The 18,301-nt window shown below is 73.0% G+C and carries 17 protein-coding genes; 10 read left to right on the plus strand and 7 right to left on the minus strand.

Going from position 1 to position 18,301, the window contains the following annotated elements:
- Positions 1 to 783, minus strand: a complete 783-nt coding sequence (locus GXW83_RS31070) for a hypothetical protein (protein ID WP_182446335.1) — start codon at positions 781 to 783, stop codon at positions 1 to 3.
- A gap of 153 nt (positions 784 to 936) precedes the next feature.
- Between GXW83_RS31070 and GXW83_RS31075 the strand changes: the two genes are divergently transcribed.
- On the plus strand, positions 937 to 1,608 hold the full coding sequence (locus GXW83_RS31075; protein WP_225447358.1) for a flavin reductase family protein: 672 nt from the start codon (positions 937 to 939) through the stop codon (positions 1,606 to 1,608).
- A 37-nt stretch (positions 1,609 to 1,645) separates the two neighbouring features.
- Here GXW83_RS31075 and thpR read toward each other — a convergent pair whose 3' ends face one another.
- From thpR to GXW83_RS31090, 3 genes are all read right to left on the minus strand, one after another.
- Positions 1,646 to 2,233, minus strand: a complete 588-nt coding sequence (thpR, locus tag GXW83_RS31080) for an RNA 2',3'-cyclic phosphodiesterase (RefSeq protein WP_182446336.1) — start codon at positions 2,231 to 2,233, stop codon at positions 1,646 to 1,648.
- Between the two features lie 169 nt (positions 2,234 to 2,402).
- A complete protein-coding gene (locus GXW83_RS31085) occupies positions 2,403 to 3,662 on the minus strand; it encodes an MFS transporter (RefSeq protein WP_182447680.1) in 1,260 nt (419 codons plus the stop codon).
- A gap of 277 nt (positions 3,663 to 3,939) precedes the next feature.
- Positions 3,940 to 4,374, minus strand: coding sequence for a MarR family winged helix-turn-helix transcriptional regulator (locus GXW83_RS31090; protein ID WP_182446337.1), 435 nt, complete (start codon positions 4,372 to 4,374; stop codon positions 3,940 to 3,942).
- A 191-nt stretch (positions 4,375 to 4,565) separates the two neighbouring features.
- On the opposite strand from GXW83_RS31090, the gene GXW83_RS31095 reads away from it, so the two are divergent.
- On the plus strand, positions 4,566 to 4,856 hold the full coding sequence (locus GXW83_RS31095; RefSeq protein ID WP_182446338.1) for an LPXTG cell wall anchor domain-containing protein: 291 nt from the start codon (positions 4,566 to 4,568) through the stop codon (positions 4,854 to 4,856).
- A gap of 131 nt (positions 4,857 to 4,987) precedes the next feature.
- Positions 4,988 to 5,431 carry a hypothetical protein gene (locus GXW83_RS31100; protein WP_182446339.1) on the plus strand — a complete coding sequence of 148 codons (444 nt, stop codon included), beginning with the start codon at positions 4,988 to 4,990 and terminating at the stop codon, positions 5,429 to 5,431.
- Positions 5,432 to 5,508: 77 nt separating this feature from the next.
- On the opposite strand, the gene GXW83_RS31105 is transcribed toward GXW83_RS31100, so the two are convergent.
- Positions 5,509 to 6,966, minus strand: coding sequence for an NCS2 family permease (locus GXW83_RS31105; protein ID WP_182446340.1), 1,458 nt, complete (start codon positions 6,964 to 6,966; stop codon positions 5,509 to 5,511).
- 223 nt (positions 6,967 to 7,189) lie between these two features.
- Here GXW83_RS31105 and GXW83_RS31110 point away from each other — a divergent pair, with 223 nt between their 5' ends.
- From GXW83_RS31110 to GXW83_RS31130, 5 genes are all read left to right on the plus strand, one after another.
- Complete coding sequence (locus GXW83_RS31110) at positions 7,190 to 7,483, plus strand: DUF2530 domain-containing protein (protein WP_225447360.1); 294 nt, start codon at positions 7,190 to 7,192, stop codon at positions 7,481 to 7,483.
- Positions 7,484 to 7,581: 98 nt separating this feature from the next.
- On the plus strand, positions 7,582 to 10,023 hold the full coding sequence (locus GXW83_RS31115; RefSeq protein ID WP_182446341.1) for an HAD-IC family P-type ATPase: 2,442 nt from the start codon (positions 7,582 to 7,584) through the stop codon (positions 10,021 to 10,023).
- Between the two features lie 77 nt (positions 10,024 to 10,100).
- A complete protein-coding gene (locus GXW83_RS31120) occupies positions 10,101 to 10,925 on the plus strand; it encodes a helix-turn-helix transcriptional regulator (RefSeq protein WP_182446342.1) in 825 nt (274 codons plus the stop codon).
- Entirely contained in the window at positions 10,922 to 11,131 is a 210-nt protein-coding gene (locus tag GXW83_RS31125) for a DUF397 domain-containing protein (protein ID WP_182446343.1), read from the plus strand. Before GXW83_RS31120 ends, GXW83_RS31125 begins: the two co-directional genes overlap by 4 nt.
- A gap of 22 nt (positions 11,132 to 11,153) precedes the next feature.
- On the plus strand, positions 11,154 to 11,369 hold the full coding sequence (locus tag GXW83_RS31130) for a DUF397 domain-containing protein (protein WP_182446344.1): 216 nt from the start codon (positions 11,154 to 11,156) through the stop codon (positions 11,367 to 11,369).
- Positions 11,370 to 11,415: 46 nt separating this feature from the next.
- On the opposite strand, the gene GXW83_RS31135 is transcribed toward GXW83_RS31130, so the two are convergent.
- Complete coding sequence (locus tag GXW83_RS31135; protein ID WP_182446345.1) at positions 11,416 to 12,567, minus strand: NAD(P)/FAD-dependent oxidoreductase; 1,152 nt, start codon at positions 12,565 to 12,567, stop codon at positions 11,416 to 11,418.
- Positions 12,568 to 12,686: 119 nt separating this feature from the next.
- Between GXW83_RS31135 and GXW83_RS31140 the strand changes: the two genes are divergently transcribed.
- Positions 12,687 to 13,376: a TetR/AcrR family transcriptional regulator gene (locus tag GXW83_RS31140; protein ID WP_182446346.1), complete on the plus strand. Its 690-nt coding sequence runs from the start codon at positions 12,687 to 12,689 to the stop codon at positions 13,374 to 13,376.
- A 160-nt stretch (positions 13,377 to 13,536) separates the two neighbouring features.
- On the plus strand, positions 13,537 to 14,865 hold the full coding sequence (locus GXW83_RS31145) for a DUF2079 domain-containing protein (RefSeq protein WP_182446347.1): 1,329 nt from the start codon (positions 13,537 to 13,539) through the stop codon (positions 14,863 to 14,865).
- On the opposite strand, the gene GXW83_RS31150 is transcribed toward GXW83_RS31145, so the two are convergent.
- A complete protein-coding gene (locus GXW83_RS31150) occupies positions 14,837 to 18,232 on the minus strand; it encodes a sacsin N-terminal ATP-binding-like domain-containing protein (protein WP_182446348.1) in 3,396 nt (1,131 codons plus the stop codon). The two genes, GXW83_RS31145 and GXW83_RS31150, sit on opposite strands and share 29 nt — an antisense overlap.
- Positions 18,233 to 18,301 lie beyond the last annotated feature (69 nt).

An 18,301-nucleotide genomic window follows, 5' to 3' on the forward strand; every position in this document is an offset into this window, starting at 1 on the left:
TCAGCTCTCCAGCAGCTCCAGGCCGCCCTGGTAGCCGCCCGCCTGCTCCACCACCAGCTCGGCCGGGCGGCGGGCGAAGGCGATGCCGTCGGCGAGGCGCAGCACCTCGGCGCCGTCCGGCCGGTGCTCGATGTCCAGCACGGTCGTCTGCCAGCCGTGGCCGAGCGCGGTCGGCGCGTCCACCCGCAGCAGCAGCTGCGGCGGCAGGCCGGTCTCCGGCTCCCAGCTGCCCTCGACGGCCTCGCCGCCGCCCCGGTGCAGGGTGAACAGGCCCTCGGGCTCCAGGCTGAGCACGCCCGCCGGGCCCTCCCAGACGCCTTCGAACGGGGTGGTGTCGGCGACCGGCACCAGCTCCGGCGTGCGGGAGCGCAGCGTCCAGGCCCCGGCCGCCATCGGCAGCGCGGCCTGGGCGAGCAGGCCGTTGGTGCCGTAGACGATGGCGGTGACGCCCTCCATGCCGCCGTGGAAGGTGAACCAGTCGTCCGTGAGCGCGGCGGCCACCAGCAGCACCGCGCCGACGGCTATGGCGAACCGGCCGTGCAGCAGTCGGCGGCTCACCAGCCGGGCGAGTGCCAGCAGCAGCAGGATGACCAGGGTCTCGCCGACGAGCTGCGCCAGCTGCCGCCGGAGGAGGCCGCTGTCGAAGACGCCGGTGATGGTGATGCTGTTCCCGGGCATGCTCACCACCTGCCACACCTCGAACAGGGAGACGGCGTTCATCACCAGCGCCGCGGCCCCGACCGCTCCGGCAGCCCGCGTCCAGCGCCTGGCCTGCGTTGCCATGGGGTCCTCCTGCCGATCGGTTCGCACACCCTACGCAACAGGTGTTCGGGCGCGTCAAGGGACAATCCCACCCACTTCCCAACTGACGCACCGTCAGGTTCAATGGGGTCCAGGACCGACGACAGGGCTGCGACCAGGCTGCGAGGCGACCCGATGGGCCACGAGGGAATGGCGGTGGCAGCCGTCCGCTATCTGCGGACGGTCGGCCCGCCGGAGCCGTACCGAAACGGGAGTTACTCCCCCGAAGCGGACGAACCGCCGCACCGCCCGGCGCTGCGCGCGGTCCGGCCGGACGAGCGGCGGCCGGACACGAAGGCGTCGGAGGCCGCCGCTGCCGACACCCGCCGACTGCGCGCCGTGCTGGGGCACTTCTGCACCGGCGTGACCGTGATCAGCGCCCTGGACGACGACGGCGCGCCGGTCGGCTTCGCCTGCCAGTCGTTCTCCTCGCTCTCGCTGGAGCCGCCGCTGGTCAGCTTCAACGTCGCCCGGACGTCGTCCTCCTGGCCCCGGATCGCCCGCGCCGGGGCGTTCTGCGCCAGCGTCCTGGCCGCCGACCAGGACGCTCTCTGCCGCACCTTCGCGGTCTCCGCCGCCACCGGCGCGGACAAGTTCGCCGGGCTGGACTGGACGCCCGCGCCCGCCACCGGCGCGCCGCGCCTGGCCGGGGCGCTGGCCTGGATCGACTGCACCATCCACGCCGTGCACACCGGCGGCGACCACCTGATCGTGCTGGGCCGCGTGGGCGCGCTCGACGCCGGACGCGACGTCACCGGCCCGCTGCTGTTCTACCGCGGCGGCTTCACCACCCTGGCCGCCCCCTGAGCACAGCGCACCTGCCCCGGCCCGGCGGGCAGGGGCGTCAGGACTGCGCCAGCGGCCAGGCGGCGACGGTCTCGTAGGGCGACGGGCCCGCGCCCTGGTGGCTGCGCATCAGCCGCAGGGTGTCCGCCGGCCAGGGCAGGCCCCGGAACCCGGTGAGCGCCGCGGCGAGCAGGCGCAGGTCCGGGCCGCCGGGGCGGCCGGCGTGGCGCCCGGCGCTGCGCGGGGTGGAGCTGCGGGCGAGGGTCAGGTGGGCGGTGAAGCCGTGGCCGTCGTCCACGCCGAGACCGGCCTGCCGGGCGGCGTCGGCGCTGGCCCCGGCCAGGCGTCCGATGGCGGCGGTGTCGCCGTGGACGCCGGCCCACAGGGCGCGGTCGCCGAAGTGACCGGCTCCGCCGAGCCGCAGCGCAAACGCGGGCTGAGCTGCGGCGACAGCGGCCAGACCGGCCTCCAGCGGCGGCAGCTGCTCGGCGTCGACCTGGCCGAGGAAGGCGAGGGTGAGGTGCCAGCTGGGCAGTCCGGTCCAGCGCAGCGGGGCGGCCTGCGGCAGGGAGTGCAGCGGGCGGACGACGGCCGCCAGCTCCTCGACGGCTTCCGACGGGGGCACGAGCGCGACAAAGAGTTTCATCGTCGGCATTCTCGCGGACGCCGGAGCCCGACGGTCCACCGGGCGGCCGGAACCACCACAAGGGCCGTGCCAACGGCGGACATTGCGCGGTCACCGCAGCCGCCACCCGGGCCGGAACCGGTCAGGTGATCCCGTCCGCCGCAGTACGTGGACGGGATCACCTGACCGGTCATGCGGCCTGGCGCGGGACGAAGGCCACCAGCCGGTGCTCGGGGCCGCGTCGCCAGTCGACCGTCAGCCGCAGGTTGCCGATCCGCGCGATCACCGCGCCGATCACCGCCGCCGCGACCGCCGAGACCGCGCCGCAGACCACCAGCCCCGCCCGGGGGCCGTACTGCTCGGTGATCCAGCCGACGAGCGGCGCGCCCAGCGGCGTCCCGCCGGTGAACACCATCATGAACAGGCTCATCACCCGGCCGCGCATCGCCGGTTCGGTGCGCAGCTGGATCAGCGAGTTCGCGGCCGTGTTCAGCGTCAGACCGGACACCCCGACCAGGGTGAGCAGCGCGGCGAACACCCAGTACGACGGCGCGAACCCGGCGACGGTCTCCAGCACGCCGAAGGCCAGCGCCGCGCCGACCAGCAGCCGCAGCCGGGGCCGGGAGCGCCGCGCCGCGAGCAGCGCGCCCGCCAGCGAGCCGACCGCCATGGAGGTGTTGAGCAGCCCGTACAGGCCGGGCCCCACATGGAAGACGTGGTACGCGAAGGCGGAGAGGATGATGGCGAAGTTGAAGCCGAAGGTACCGATGAAGCCGATCAGGACGATCGGCCAGATCAGGTCCGGGCGTCCGGCCACGTAGTGCAGACCGGCCCGCAGCTGGCCCTTCTCGCGGGGCTGCTTCGGGTAGGGGTGCAGTTCGGAGCGGCGCATGGCGAGCAGGCCGAGGATCACTGCGGCGAACGACAGCGCGTTGATGCCGAAGGCCCAGCCGGTGCCGAAGGCGGCCATCAGCCCGCCGGCGATGGCCGGGCCGATCAGCCGGGCCGTCTGGAAGTTGGCGGCGTTCAGGCTGACCGCGTTGCCGAGGTCCTTCTTGCCGACCATCTCGCCGACGAAGGTCTGCCGGGTCGGGTTGTCGACCACGGTGACCATGCCGAGCAGGAAGGCCAGCAGGTAGACGTGCCAGACCTGGACGACACCGCCCAGCGTCAGCCCGGCCAGCACGGCGGCCAGCACGCCCATGGCGCCCTGGGTGGCGATGAGCAGCTTCCGCTTGGGGAAGCGGTCGGAGAGGACTCCGCCGTAGAGGCCGAACAGCAGCATCGGCAGGAACTGCATGGCGGTGGTGATGCCGACCGCGAAGGCGCTGCCGGTGATGCTCAGGACCAGCCAGTCCTGGGCCACGCGCTGGATCCAGGTGCCGGAGTTGGAGACGACCTGGCCGATGAAGAAGTAGCGGTAGTTGCGGTGTCGCAGGGCCGAGAACATCCGGCCGCGCCGGGCGGGCCCGGCATCGGTACGGCTGTCGGCGGGGTCCTGCCGGGGCGTCGACGGCAGCGGGGCTGCGGCCGACGCGGTTCGTTCGTCGGGGTCGTCGTCCACGGGGGTGACGAGGGGCGAAGCGAGCGGCGCGTCAGCGGTGTCGGCTTCCGTGGCGGGGCCTGCGGTGCCGGTGAGGCTGATGGTGTCAGTGGGACGTGTGGGCTGTGTGGTGGCTCCGGTCAGCGATGGCAATAGCTTGGTTTCCCCTGGTCATAGCGGTGGATCACAGTTGTGCGAGGCGCTCCAGCACGGGCGCGGCGGCGCGCAGCACCGCCCATTCCTCGGGTGTGAGGCCAGTGGCCAGCTCGGCCAGCCAGGCGTCACGCATGGCCCGGCTCTGCTCGATGATGGCTTCGGCCTGCTCGGTGCTGCTGACGACGACCTGTCTGCGGTCGTCGGGGTGCGGCTCGCGCCGCACCAGGCCCTTCTCCTCCAGCATGGCGATGATCCGGGTCATCGACGGCGGCTGGACGTGCTCTTTGCGGGCCAGCTCCCCCGGGGTGGCACTGCCACAGCGGTTGAGCGTCGCCATGACCTGCATCTCGGTAGGAGTCAGCGACTCCTCGACGCGCTGGTTGCGCAGGCGGCGGGAGAGTCGCATCACGGCGGAGCGAAGCGTGCTGACAGCAGCAGCGTCGCCCTCGGAGAGGTCTGGCATGGTCCTTAGCCTAGCTCATTACCTAGGCTAAGGAAACGTCTTTATCGCGCACGTGTCCAAAACCACACGGACGTCCGACGCGCTGTTGCACATTGGTGACAGGAGCCGCACAGGCTCATGATCTCCGGCTGACACGCTTCTCTCATCGCACCGCAGCACCGCATCGAGAACACCGCCCCGGGGGAACCACCATGGCTGCTCAGGCCCGCACCAACCAGCACGTCGGCTCCCTCATCGCGGGCGTGCTGACCCTGGTGATATCCGTGGCCATGCTGCTGGCGCCCGCCGCCGCGCACGCGGACACGCCGAGCGCACCGGCCGCGCCCGTCGCGGCGGCGGCCGCTCCCTCCGCCGAGGCGAGCTCGCTCGCCGAGACCGGCGACAGCAACAATGCCGGGCTGCTCACCGGCCTCGCCATGGTCACGCTCTCGCTCGGCACGGCCGTCACCGTCGCCTTCCGCCGCAGCTCCCGCCAGCGCTGACCCCGCGCGGCCATCCCCCCGGCACCGTCCGCGCCGTCGGCCAGGGCAGTTGCCCGGTTTGCCCACGGATCGTCAGGGTTGCTCGTACCGTGGATATCTCGGACCGGGCGCGTGAAGGGGGATGGTGCGTAGTGGAGCCGATCTCGGTACTGCTGCTGGCGGCGCTGGCCAGTGGCGCGGGTGGCGAGGCGGGCAAACAGGCGTGGGCCGGGCTGGCCGCGCTGGTGCGCCGGCCGTTCCACCGCTCGGCCGGCAGTCCGCCGGTGTCCTCGGGCGAGGCGGAGCTGGTGGCGCTGCAGCAGGCGCCCGACGATACGGAGCGCGCGCACGCACTGAGCACCGCGCTGGCCGTGCGCGCCGCCCTCGACCCGGGCGTCCACGACGAGCTGCAGCAGTGGCACGAGCGGGCCAAGCAGGTGTCCACCGAGGGGAGTTCGGTGGTCAACTCGTTCAGCGGCGTCAGCCTCCAGGGCACGGTGCTGCAGGGCCGGGACTTCTCCGGCATCTCCTTCAACGCCCCGGCGACGACACCCCCGGCCGCGACGCCCCCCGACCCGGCGCCTCCGCAGGGCTGAGCAGCGGGCCCGGACGTAGGACGGCCCCGCTCCCCCGTTCGCCGGGGGGCGGGACCGTCGTGCGTCCGGCGCGGGGCCTACTGGGCCAGGCCGAGGGCGGGCATCAGGTAGTAGAAGGCGAAGACCGCGCCGACGATGTAGAGCGGCAGGGGCACCTCGCGCCACCGGCCGGTGGCGATCTTCAGGATGCAGAAGACCAGGAAGCCCATGCCGATGCCGTTGGTGATGGAGTACGTGAACGGCATCAGCACCATGGTCAGGAACGCCGGGATGGCGATGGTGAAGTCCGACCAGTCGATGGACCGGATGCCGTTGGAGAGGATCAGGAAGCCGACCACGACCAGCGCCGGGGTGGCCGCCTGGGTCGGGACCATGGTCGCCAGCGGGGTCAGGAACAGCGCCAGGGCGAAGAACAGGCCGGTCACGATGGAGGCCAGGCCGGTGCGCGCACCCTCACCGACGCCGGAGGTCGACTCGACGAAGCAGGTGTTGGCGGAGCTGGAGGTCGCGCCGCCGAGGGCGGTGGCGAAGCCGTCGACCATCAGCACCTTGCTCATGCCCGGCAGGTTGCCGTCCGCGTCCAGCAGGTGCGCCTCGTCGCTGACGCCGAGGATGGTGCCCATGGCGTCGAAGAAGCAGGAGAGCAGCACGGTGAACACGAACAGGACGCCGGTGACCACGCCGACCTGATGGAACCCGCCGAACAGGCTGACCTTGCCGATCAATCCGAAGTTCGGCGTGGAGACGATGCTGTGCGGGAAGACCGGCACGGTCAGGCCCCACTCGCCGGCCGGGATGGTGGCGACCTTGTCGACCACGACCGCGACCAGCGTGGTGACGACGATGCTGATCAGGATCGCGCCGGGCACCTTGCGGACGATGAGGATCAGCGTCAGCAGCGCGCAGATGACGAACATCAGCACCGGCCAGCCGTTCAGGTGGCCGTTGTTGCCCAGCTGCAGCGGGACGGTGGTCTGCGCGGCGTCCGGGATGCGGGTGACGAAGCCGCCGTCGACGAAGCCGATCAGGCAGATGAACAGGCCGATGCCGATGGCGATGGCCTTGCGCAGGCCGATCGGGACCGCGTTCATGACCCGCTCGCGCAGCCCGGTGGCGACCAGCAGCATGATGGCGAAACCGGCCAGGACGACCATGCCCATGGCGTCCGGCCAGGTCATCTTGGGTGCGAGCTGGAGCGAGACGATGCTGTTGGTGCCGAGCCCGGCGGCCAGCGCGATCGGGACGTTGCCGATGACGCCCATGAGCAGCGTGGTCAGCGCGGCGGTGAGCACGGTCGCGGTGACCAGCTGTCCGCTGTTCAGGTGATGGCCGTACTTGTCGACGCCCGAGGACAGGATGATCGGGTTCAGCACGATGATGTAGGCCATCGTGAAGAAGGTGGCGGCACCGCCCCGGATCTCACGGACGACGGACGAGCCGCGCTCGGAGATCTTGAAGTAGCGGTCGACGGCGTTGCGGGGCGGGTTCGGCCCCGAATCGGGCGACTCGGCCTTGGCGGCGGCCACGGATGACATTGCGCACTGTTCCTTAGCGGGTGCGGGGCCGGGGAGAGAGGAGCCCCTGAGGACGGGCGCGCGCACTTGTCCGTACAGGGACAGTCAAGGGGGCACGCCGTTCTGGCTGGAATCGTCAGTATGAATCGTATAAACGGCACGAGCCATCTGCGCGCGTAGACTGTGCGTTCCTCCAAACGGGTGACTCTCCCCGCACGCCCCGCCTCACCCGTACCCTGTTCCCGTGAAGACGACCAAACTCCCCTCGGCACCTCCCATGGAGGCCAACGACGTCGCCATCGTCACCGGCGGCACCGTGCTCTGGCTGGTCGCCTTCGTCGTCCTGCTGCCGTTCCACGGCTGGCTGTCGCGCCACGGCGACACCGACTGGCTGTGGACCTGCCTGGCCGGGTTCGGCCTCGGCCTGATCGGCATCTGGTACTGCCGCGCCCGCCGCGACGCCATCGCCCGCTCCAAGCGGCAGGCGGAGGCGGCAGCCGCAGCCGACGGCGGCGGGGGAACCGAACCCACCGGCTGAGCGCCCGTCCGCCCCGGGCCCGGCACCGGCCCGGCACCGGCGGCCGGTCGGCCTACGCCCGGGGGCGGGCCGCGCCGGGCGCGCCTAGGGTCGGCAGCATGACCGCACCGCAGCTGCCGGGCCTCACCTCCGCCGAGGTGGCCGAACGCGTCGCGCGAGGCCAGGTCAACGACGTGCCGGTGCGGTCCAGCCGGACGACCGCCGAGGTCGTCCGCGCCAATGTGCTGACCCGGTTCAACGCCATCATCGGCACCCTGTTCGTGGTGATCGTGGTGGTCGGGCCGTTGCAGGACGGCCTCTTCGGCTTCGTCATCATCGCCAACACCGGCATCGGGATCTTCCAGGAGCTGCGCGCCAAGCGCACCCTGGACAGCCTGGCCGTGGTCGGCGAGGCCCGCCCCCGGGTCCGCCGGGAGGGCCGCAGCACCGAGCTGACCAACAGCGAGATCGTCCTCGGCGACCTGGTCGAGCTGGGCTCCGGCGACAAGGTCACCGTGGACGGCGAGGTCGCCGAGGCCGACAGCCTGGAGATCGACGAGTCGCTGCTGACCGGCGAGGCCGATCCGGTGCACAAGCACCCCGGCGATCCGGTGCTGTCCGGCAGCTTCGTCGTGGCCGGATCGGGCGCGTTCACCACCACCCGGGTCGGCCGCGCGGCGTACGCGGCCCAGCTGGCCGAGGAGGCCAGCCGGTTCACCCTGGTCGCCTCCGAGCTGCGCAGCGGCATCGACACGATCCTGCGCTACATCACCTGGATGCTGGTCCCCACCGCGCTCGGGCTGATCCTGAGCCAGCTGTACGTGGAACAGAACGACGTCGCCGAGGCGGTCCGGCGGATGGTCGCCGGGATCGTCCCCATGGTCCCCGAGGGCCTGGTGCTGCTGACGTCCGTCGCCTTCGCCATCGGCGTGATCCGGCTCGGCCGACACCAGTGCCTGGTGCAGGAGCTGCCCGCGATCGAGGGCCTGGCCCGGGTGGACACCGTCTGCCTGGACAAGACCGGCACCCTCACCGAGGGCGGCATGGACGTCTCCGAGCTGCGCGTCCTGACCGGGGACGGCGACGCGGACCGGACGATGGTGGAGCACGTCCTGGGCAGCCTGGGCGCGGCCGACGCCCGGCCCAATGCCAGCCTGAAGGCCATCATCGACCGCTACCCGGAGCAGCCGGGCTGGTCACAGCTCCAGGCCGCGCCGTTCTCGTCCGCCCGCAAGTGGTCCGGCGCCGCCCTGCGCGACCCGGACGGCGGCCAGGCCACCTGGCTGATGGGCGCGCCGGACGTGCTGCTGCCGCCCGGCGATCCGGCCCTGACCGCCGTGGACGAGCTGGGCGCGCAGGGCCTGCGGGTACTGCTGCTCGGCCGCACCGCGACCTCCCTGGACGCCCCCGACCCGGCCGCCGGGCTGGAGCCGGCGGCGCTGGTGGTGCTGCGGCAGCGGGTCCGCCCGGACGCCGCCCGCACCCTGCGCTACTTCGAGGACCAGGGCGTCGCCGCCAAGGTCATCTCCGGCGACAACGCCGTCTCCGTCGGCGCGGTCGCCGGTTCGCTCGGCCTGCCCGGCGCGGACGACCCGCTGGACGCCCGCACCCTGCCCGAGGACCGCGAGCAGCTGGCCGGGGTGGTCGAGCAGCACTCGGTGTTCGGCCGGGTGACCCCGCAGCAGAAGCGGGACCTCGTCCAGGGCCTCCAGTCGCGCGGCCACCACGTCGCCATGACCGGCGACGGCGTCAACGACGTGCTCGCCCTGAAGGACGCCGACATCGGCGTCGCCATGGGCGCGGGCAGCGAGGCGACCCGGGCGGTCGCCCAGATCGTGCTGCTGGACAACCGTTTCGCCACGCTGCCGCTGGTCGTCGCCGAGGGCCGCCGGGTGATCGGCAACATCGAACGCGTCGCCAATCTGTTCCTGGTGAAGACTGTCTACTCGGTGCTGCTGGCGCTGCTGGTGATCATCATGCGGGTGCCGTACCCGTTCCTGCCGCGCCACTCCACCGTGCTCAGCGGGCTCACCATCGGCATCCCCGCCTTCTTCCTGGCCCTGGCCCCCAACAGCGAGCGTGCCCGCACCGGCTTCGTCCGGCGGGTGCTGCGGTTCGCCGTCCCGGCCGGGGTGATCGCCGGCGGCGCCAGCTTCGCCACGTACATGCTGGCCCGCGCCGACCACGCCACCCCCCAGGTCCCCGACACCAGCGTCACCACCCTGACGCTGTTCATCGTCGCCCTGTGGGCCCTGGCGATCATCGCCCGCCCGTACACCTGGTGGCGCGTGCTGCTGGTGCTCTCCATGGCCGGCTGCTTCGCGCTGGTGCTGATCATCCCCTGGCTCAAGACCTTCTTCCAGCTCAGCCTGGAGGGCTGGCGCGACCCCTGGACGGCGGTGGGCGTGGCCCTGATCGGCTGCGTGCTGCTGGAAGTCGTCTGGCGCTACCTGCGGCTCCACCCCGACAACCCGCCGCCGCGCAACGCCCCCGCTGAGGCGACCCAGGCGCACGCCCGTGAGGATCGTCACGTATCAGCCCTGAATGTTGACGATCGATAACACGGCGCCCTGCACGGACGGCTATGGTCGACAGTGAGTGAGCAACCATGCGCACAGTGCGACATCAGGGGGCTGCCATGGCCACAGCGAACGAACCACCGGACCCGACCTCCAGCGTGCTGGCCTTCTTCGCCTCGGAGGTGATCCGACTCCGCACCCAGCAGGGCTGGAGCCAGGAGGAACTCGCCAGACGCGCCCACGCCACCCAGGCCGCCATCTCCTACGTGGAGACAGCGAAGCGCGTCCCAAGTGACCTGCTCGCGCACGGGCTTGACATGGCGTTCGAGGCTGGCGGCCTGCTCATCCGCCTCCAACCCCTGGTTGTGCGGTACGCCTACCCGACATGGTTCCTGCCGTACGTGGAGTTGGAACGCGAGGCGCTCTCCATGCGGGTCTTCGAAAGCCAGATCATCCCCGGCTTGCTCCAGACAGAGGAGTACGCTCGCGCCCTGATGGCCTCTGGGCGTCCCGACTCAATGGACGATGCCGTGGCGGCGCGCATGAGTCGCCAATCCCTTCTCGAAGGGGAAGGGGATGAACGCCCGCGAGCCTGGTTCGTCATCGATGAGCAGGTGTTGCGACGACAGATCGGCGGACCGGATGTCTGGCGCGCCCAACTGATAAGGCTGCTGAAAGAGGCTCAGCAACCTCGCACCGTCATTCAGGTGATTCCGGAGCAGACCACTTCCCACCCTGGACTGCAAGGCCCGTTCACGCTGCTGAATCTGGCAGACACGCCAGAGGTGCTGTTCGTAGACGGCTTCGCACAAGGGCGACTTGGGCTCGATCCGGCAGAGATTTCCGAGGCCACCCGCGCTTACGATCTCCTCAAGGCGATGGCACTTTCGCCAGCGGCCTCCGGCGACTTGATCACCGGATACCTGGAAGGAAACAAACAATGATCAGCGCAAGCGAGTTGGCCGTCACCTGGCGCAAGTCGCGCCACTCCAACAACGGCGGCAACTGCGTCGAGGTCGGCGACGGCCTCACCCACGCCGTCCCCGTCCGCGACAGCAAGGACCCCCTCGGTCCGGCACTGGTCTTCGAACCCGCCGCCTGGACCGCCTTCGTCGCGGCCATCCGCGCAGGTGAACTGCCGAACGTCTGATTCCTGAATCGGAGGTGCCCGTATGACGCCCAGGGCAAGCGAGTTGCGTACCACCTGGCACACGTCCAGCTACAGCGGCAACGGCGGGAACTGCGTTGAGGTCGGGGACGGTCTCACCCAGGCTGTGCCCGTCCGGGACAGCAAGGATCCGCATGGTCCGGCGTTGATGTTCGCGCCTGACGCGTGGGCGGCGTTCGTCGCAGCCATACGCGCGGGCGAGCTGCTGCCGGGCGGCTGAGGGTCGGCGGGCGCGGGCTCCTCGCGTGGGAGTCCGCGTTCGCGGGTCAGTGCGGGGCGGTCTGCTGGTAGGAGGCGAACTGGTCGAGCAGGCCCTGCGGAGCGTCCTCGCGGAAGATGAGGGTGAGGTTGGCGGCGGATTCGGCCGCTGCCGCCTCGCTGCGCGGGAACAGCGCCTGCTCGTAGGCGGCGAGGGCGGCTTCGGTGTCGCCGGGGTGGGCGGCGATGGCCTGGCCGAGTTCGGCGCCGTCGAGCATGGCGAGGTTGGCGCCCTCCCCGGCGAACGGTGACATCAGGTGGGCGGCGTCGCCGAGCAGGGTGATGCCGGGGGTGCGCGTCCACCGGTGCCCGACCGGCAGCGCGTGGATGAGTCGGGGCACCAGCGGGCTGTCTGCTTCGGCGATCAGCGCGCGGTAGGCGTCGTCCCAGCCGGCGAACTCCGCCGTCAGGGCTGCCTTCGCGGCGGCGGTGTCGGCGAAGTCGACGCCGCCGATCCAGCTCTCCGGGGCCAGCAGCGCAGCGTAGATGTGGAGGCTGTGGTCGGGCTCGCGGTGGGCGAGGAAGCCCTTGCCCGCGCCGAGCGCGAACAGCATGCCCGGGCCGACGATCTCCGCTGCCGCCGGGTGGCGGGTGTCGGCGTCCTGAAGGTCGAACTCGACGAAGGAGACGCCGGTGTAGGCGGGCGTGGCGTCGGAGACCAGCGGGCGGATGCGCGACCAGGCGCCGTCCGCGCCGACCAGCAGGTCGGTGGTGATGGTGGAGCCGTCGGCGAAGGCCACCTCGTGGCGTCCGTCGCCGAGCGCGCGGGCGCCGGCGGCCTTCGCGCCCCAGCGGACAGTGCCCTCGGGCAGGGAGTCGAGCAGCAGATCGCGCAGTTGTCCGCGCTCGACCTCGGGGCGGCTGCCGTCACCGTCGTCGTCCTCGGTCAGCCTGACCACGGCATGCCGGTCCAGCACGCGCATGGCCTCGGCTCCGGGGAGGGTGAGCCCGCGAAAGGTGTCGTACAGGCCGGCGGCGTGCAGCGCGACCTGCCCGGAGCTCTCGTGGATGTCGAGCATGCCGCCCTGGGCGCGGGCGGCCGGGGCGGCGTCCAGGTCGTAGACGACGGCCTCGATGCCGTGCGTGTGCAGGACGCGGGCGAGGGTGAGGCCGCCGAGCCCGGCGCCGATGACAGTGACGGGGTGGTGGGCGCTGCTCATGGTGTTCCTCCTTGGTTGACTGCCTTCAGCGTAACGAACATGTTCGTTACGATCAACCTTGTAACGAACATGTTCGCCCCGACTTTTGCGGGGGCGAACGCGTTCGTTACCGTGGGCCCATGACTCCCCCGAAGCCGACGCCGGTCAGCCGCCGCGAGCGGCCCGCCAAGCCCGCGCTGTCCCGCGAGGCCATCGTCACGGCCGCGATGGAGATCCTGCGCGGCGAGCAGCTCGAACGGGTCACCATGCGGCGCCTGGCCCAGGTGCTCGACACCGGCCCGGCCTCGCTGTACGTCTACGTGCGCAACACCGCCGAGCTGCACGCTTACCTGCTGGACGACCTGCTCGCCGGGCTGGACCTGGCCCCGGTCACGGCGGCGGGCGACTGGCGCGACCGGCTGGTCACCGTGCTGCTCTCCTACACCACCGTGCTGATGGAGCACCCGGGCCTGGCCCAGTCCGCCCTGGTCACCCGGCCCTCCGGCCCCGGCTACCTGCGGCTGCTCGACGGCGTCCTGGCGCTGCTGGACGGCCAGGTGCCCGCCGACCGGGCGGCGTGGGCGGTGGACCTGCTGCTGCACTTCGCCACCTCGACCGCCGCCGAGCAGGGGGCCCGCAGCCGGGCCGCCGACGCCGAGGCGGAGGAGGACGACCTCGGCGAGGCGATCACCGGGGCCACCGCCGAGACCTACCCGAACATCGCCGCGCTCGGCCTGGACCTGCTGAGCGGCACCGGCGAGGACCGGCTGCTCTGGGGGTTCACCGTGCTGATCAGCGGCATTCTGGTGACGCCCCGGCCGACCGGCTGACCGCTGCCCCGCTGAGCGGACACGGCCGGTCGGTCATGCACGCTCCTTCACGCCTTCTCCACGAACATTCAACACTTGCTCACCACTCCTCCGCTGCTCCCCGCTACGTTGCACGGCAGATCCACGCGCGTCCCTGCCACTTGCTTCAGCTGGGGAGACCATGGCCACCATCGCCACCGCCGTCGACGGCTATGACGCCGAGCAGGGTTCGGCGCCCATCGGTGTCCCCGCACAGTCCCGGCACCGGCGGCGCCCGGTGCGCCGGAGCACCCTGCCGTACCTGCTGCTCGGCCTGCTGTTCCTGGCGGGTTACGCGGTCCTGACGGTCAGCCGCTACCGGCAGGAGGCGTCGCTGCCGCCGGGCACCGCGCTGATCATGCAGGAGATCCACGGCTACGCCTCGCTCAGCGCGCCCGACTTCAGCGTCCACGGCGTCCCGGTGAACGCCCTCGGCCTGCACTTCTCCCCGGTGCTGGCCCTGCTGGTGCCGCTGTACTGGGTGTTTCCGAACGCGCTGACGCTGCTGCTGGTGCAGGACCTGCTGTTTGCCGGGTCGGTGACGATCGTGGCCGCCACCGCCGGGCGGCTCTGGGGCGGGCACGGGCGGACGCAGGCGCGCGGGCGGGCGCTGTGCCTGGGTGCGGCCTACGGCCTGTCCTGGGGTCTGCAGAACGCGGTCGGCACGGATCTGCGGCTGACCTGCTTCGCGGTGCCGCTGGTCGCCCTCTCCCTGCGGAACGTGCTGCTGGAGCGGTGGCAGCGGGCGGGCCTGTGGGCGCTGCCGCTGGTGTTCGTCCAGGAGGACCTGGCGCTGACCGTGGCCCTGATCGGCGTGGTGGTCGTGCTGCGGCGGCGCTGGGCGGCCGGGGCCGTGCTGATCGGCTTCGGCGTCGCCGCCCTGCTGATCACCGTGGACTGGGTGATCCCGCACTTCAGCGCCGGCGGCAGCTACACGTACTGGTCGCAGCTGCCCGGCGGCTACCTGGATCTGCTCTCGCCGCTGAAGCTGCTGCACCACCTGGCCGACGTCGGCGGCGGCACCAAGCTGGCGACGCTGGGCTACCTGCTCGCCGTCACCGGGTTCCTGGCGCTGCGCTCGCCGCTGGCGCTGGTCGCCGTCCCGACCCTGGCCTGGCGGTTCCTCGCCACCGATCCGGCGTACTGGGGAACCGCCGGGCACTACAGCGCGGTGCTGATGCCGGTGCTGTTCCTGGCGCTGGTGGACGCGGTGCACCGGTGCGAGGAGTACGGGCGGGTCGGCTGGCTGCGCCGCTATGCGACGCAGTCGGCGGTGCCGGTGGTCACGGCGGTGGCGCTGACCCTGTGCGTCTCGCTGCACCTGCCGGTGACGGACCTGTTCAAGCCCGCCACCTACCGCGCGGCCGCGCACCAGGCAGCGGCCGCGCCCCTGCCGTCGGCACTGCCGTCGGCGCCGCCGCTGCCCAACGCGGGCTTGCCGGTCAGCCCTCGAAGTCCCGCGCCGCGCTGAGCTCGTAGGCGCGGTCCGGGTCGGAGAGCACCGCCAGCACCTCGAAGCGCCGGTGCCACTGCCCGGCCGCCCAGGCCAGCCCGGCGGCCAGCCCCTCCGGCGTGGCGGCGTGCAGCGCGCCGTAGGGGACGACGGGCGCGAACTCCTCGGGCCCGGCGTCCGCCTCGGCCTCGGCGTCCGGCTCCGGCTCGGGCGCGGGGCTGTCGGTGTCCCAGCGCCAGTCGACGGCGGCCTGCGCGCCGTCCGGGCCGACGACCAGCAGTTCCTCGTGCTCCTCGTACACCTCCGGGCAGCCGGGCAGCAGTTCGCGCACGGCCTCGGGGACGCGGTGCACGCTGCCCTCGCTGAGCACCCGGCCGCCCGCGACCTCGCTGGCCAGCGAGACGTGCAGCCGCTCGGCGAGCGCGGCGGCCAGCGCCGGGGCTACGGTGATCAGCGGGTAGTCGTCCAGCAGTTGCACCAGGTCCGGCGCGTCGGCGACGACCGCGTCGGCGACGTCCACCACCACCGTGTGCGCGGGGCGGCGGTGGCTGTCCGGCTCCATCGGCGGCAGCGCCCGCACCTCCTCCGGCAGGGCGATCCGCTCCAGCGGGATCGCGGCCAGCGCGGTGTACAGGCCGTGCAGTTGACGATGGGTCAACTCGCAGTCCGGATCGCCCATGCGGTACAGCAGCTCGTCCGGGCCCTCGGCCTCGGCCAGCAGGTCGGCCAGCGTCGTCCGCACGCCCAGGGCGTGCAGGAAGACCGGGTCCAGGCTGGTGCGGGCCTCCGGGTACAGGCCGCGCAGCAGCGGATCGGCCCCGGCCGCGCGCAGCCCGGCCGGGCGGCGGCCGTCCAGGACCGGGTGGTCGCGCAGCCACCAGGCCGTGTACGAGGGGACCTCGGCCGTGCTGCCGTCGGCGAGCAGCAGCCGTACCGGGTGCACCACGGCGTCGCGCAGCGGCGGGGCCGCGAGCAGTGCCAGGGCCTGCGGCCAGGCGTCGTCGTGGACCAGGTCCAGGTCGCGGACGGCCAGCAGTTCGGCGGCGACCGGCGGCACCTCCGGCACGCCGTGGCCGCCACCGTGGCCGCCGTGGCCGTCGGCGTCGGGCTTGAGCTGGTCGGCGACCTCCTCGGCCCAGTCGGCGAAGCCCTCCGGGGCCTCGTCCAGCAGGCCCCTGGGCTCGCCGCCCGCGGCCCGGTCGGGGGCGCTGGTGGGGTCGAGCCGTTCGAGGTCGTCCGGGTCCAGGACGACCTCCTCGGCGCGGACCAGCCCCAGGCTGTAGCCCACGCCGACCGCGCGGAGCACGTCGGTGCCCCAGCGCTCGGCCCACTCCTCGTCCAGGAAGACGGCGTCGTCCTCGTCGGCCACGGTCGCCAGCGGGCTGCCGGGCAGCACCAGCTCGCCGGCGGCGACCAGTTCGCCGTCCTCGTCGGGCAGCGCGAGCCAGGCCAGCCACGGGTACGAGCCGGCCCCGGCGTCCGCACCGGAACCCGAGGACGCGCCGGAGCCAGAGGACGCGGCGGGCGCGCCGCCCACCCCGGCCGCGCGGACGATCCGCAGCACCGCCTCGGCGATCTCCTCGGCCTCGTCCTGGTCGTCGACGTCGACCGAGCGCTCCACGGCCGCGCGCAGCTCGGCCGTCTCCAGCACGCCGACGGCCGTCGCCACCCCCGCGCCGAGCTTCTCCAGCAGCGGGTGCGCGGCCTCCGGGTGGACCAGCCGCAGCCCGAGCAGGGCCAGATCCTCCGCCGACACCTCGTCCCCGCTGGGGACCAGCACCCGGCGGGGGCCGGTGACCTTGCGGCCGTCCGCCAGCGGGACCGGCAGCGCGCCCAGGGCGTCCCGGTCCGCACCGAGCAGCGCCTGGTAGAGGTTGCGCCACCAGGCCGGCTCCCGCTCCAGGTTGGCCAGCTGGTCGACGGTCTCGGCCAGCGCGAGCCGCCGCACGCCGAGGGTGCGCAGCTCCTGGCGGCGCTCCAGCCCGCTGGGCAGCAGCCCGGGCAGGACCTCGCTGATGGCCCGGACGATCTCCGCGTCCGCGCCCTCCAGCAGCACCGCGTCGCGCGGGCGCAGCGCGGCTTCGCCCTCGGCGGCGGGCAGGAACGGCACGTCGGGCAGGAGCCGCAGGATCTCCCGGCGCAGCCGGCCGTCCAACTCGCCCTGGCCCAGCGGACCGGGCACCAGCCGCAGGTTCCCGGTGCCCGCGCCGCGCAGCCGCAGCAGCGCGGCGTACGCCTCGGCGGCCTGCTCGACCAGGAAGTCGGTGAGCGGCCCGGGGGCGATGTGGCGGCGGGTCGAGTCCAGCGGGAAGGAGGCGATGAGCAGCGCGGGCACGCCCAGCGGCTCGTCGGTCGGCGTGGGCGCGTGGACGACCGGGGCGACGCCCCGGGTGGCGCCGCGCGGCCCGTCCGGCGCCGAGGGGCCGCCGAGCAGTTCCTCGGGGCCGGGCTCGGCGCCGTTCTCCAGCACGGCCCAGGTCACGGACCAGCGCGGGCGGTGGCGCTCCTCGACCGTGCGGTCCTGCAGCAGCTCCGGGGCGAGCGTGCCGCCGACGGAGACGAGCTGCCAGCGGCGCTCGCCGGAGGCGTCGGCGACGACCACCACCGCCGGGCCGTCCAGGTCGTGCGCGGGCGGCTCGGCGCGGCGGGTGAGCCTGCGGGCCGGCGCGTCGTCGATCTCCACGACGACCTCGGTCAGCCCGCCGAGGGTGAGCAGCAGTACGTCGTCGATCTCGCCGAGCAGCCGGCGGGTGAGGTCCTGGGCGGCGGCGTCGCGCAGCGGCAGCACGATGACGGTGTCGTAGCCGGACGGCGGCGCGCCCTCGGCGGGCAGCGGCAGCCGCAGCAGCGGCACATGGCCGTCCCGGCGGCGCAACTCCTCGGCCAGGGGGGCCTGTTCGGCGGCCAGGGCCTGCGCCTCGGCCAGCGACCAGCGCACCCCGCCGGGCAGGCTGAGCACGGCGGGCTCGTCCGAGACGGCCAGCACCGCCGCGAAACCGACGCCGAAGCGGCCGACCGCGCCGTCGGCGGCCTCCTCCCGCTTGGACGAGGCCCGCAGCGTGGAGAGCGATTCGACGCCCGCGGCGTCCAGCGGGGCGCCGGTGTTGGCGGCGGCCAGCACTCCCCCGCGCAGCGTCAGCCGCAGCCGCCCGGGCACGCCCGCGCGGGCGGCGGCGTCGGCGGCGTTCTGCGCCAACTCGACCACCAGCCGGTCCCGGTAGCCGCCGAGAGCCAGCTCCTCCTCGGCGTTGGCGTCCTCGCGGAACCGGGCGGGCGAGGCGGCCCAGGCGTCCAGCACCCGCCGCCGCAGCCCGGCCGTGCCGAACGGGTCCGCAGCCGCCGCGCCCGAGCCACCCGACGTGTCCCCCACGATCCGAGCATCCATGGCCGTTGTCTCCCCGCTGTCAGTGCCCCCGCCGAACCGGCGGAGTTGTACGCGGTCACATTCTCCACG

This window comes from Streptacidiphilus sp. PB12-B1b, assembly GCF_014084125.1.
Taxonomy (GTDB): domain Bacteria; phylum Actinomycetota; class Actinomycetes; order Streptomycetales; family Streptomycetaceae; genus Streptacidiphilus.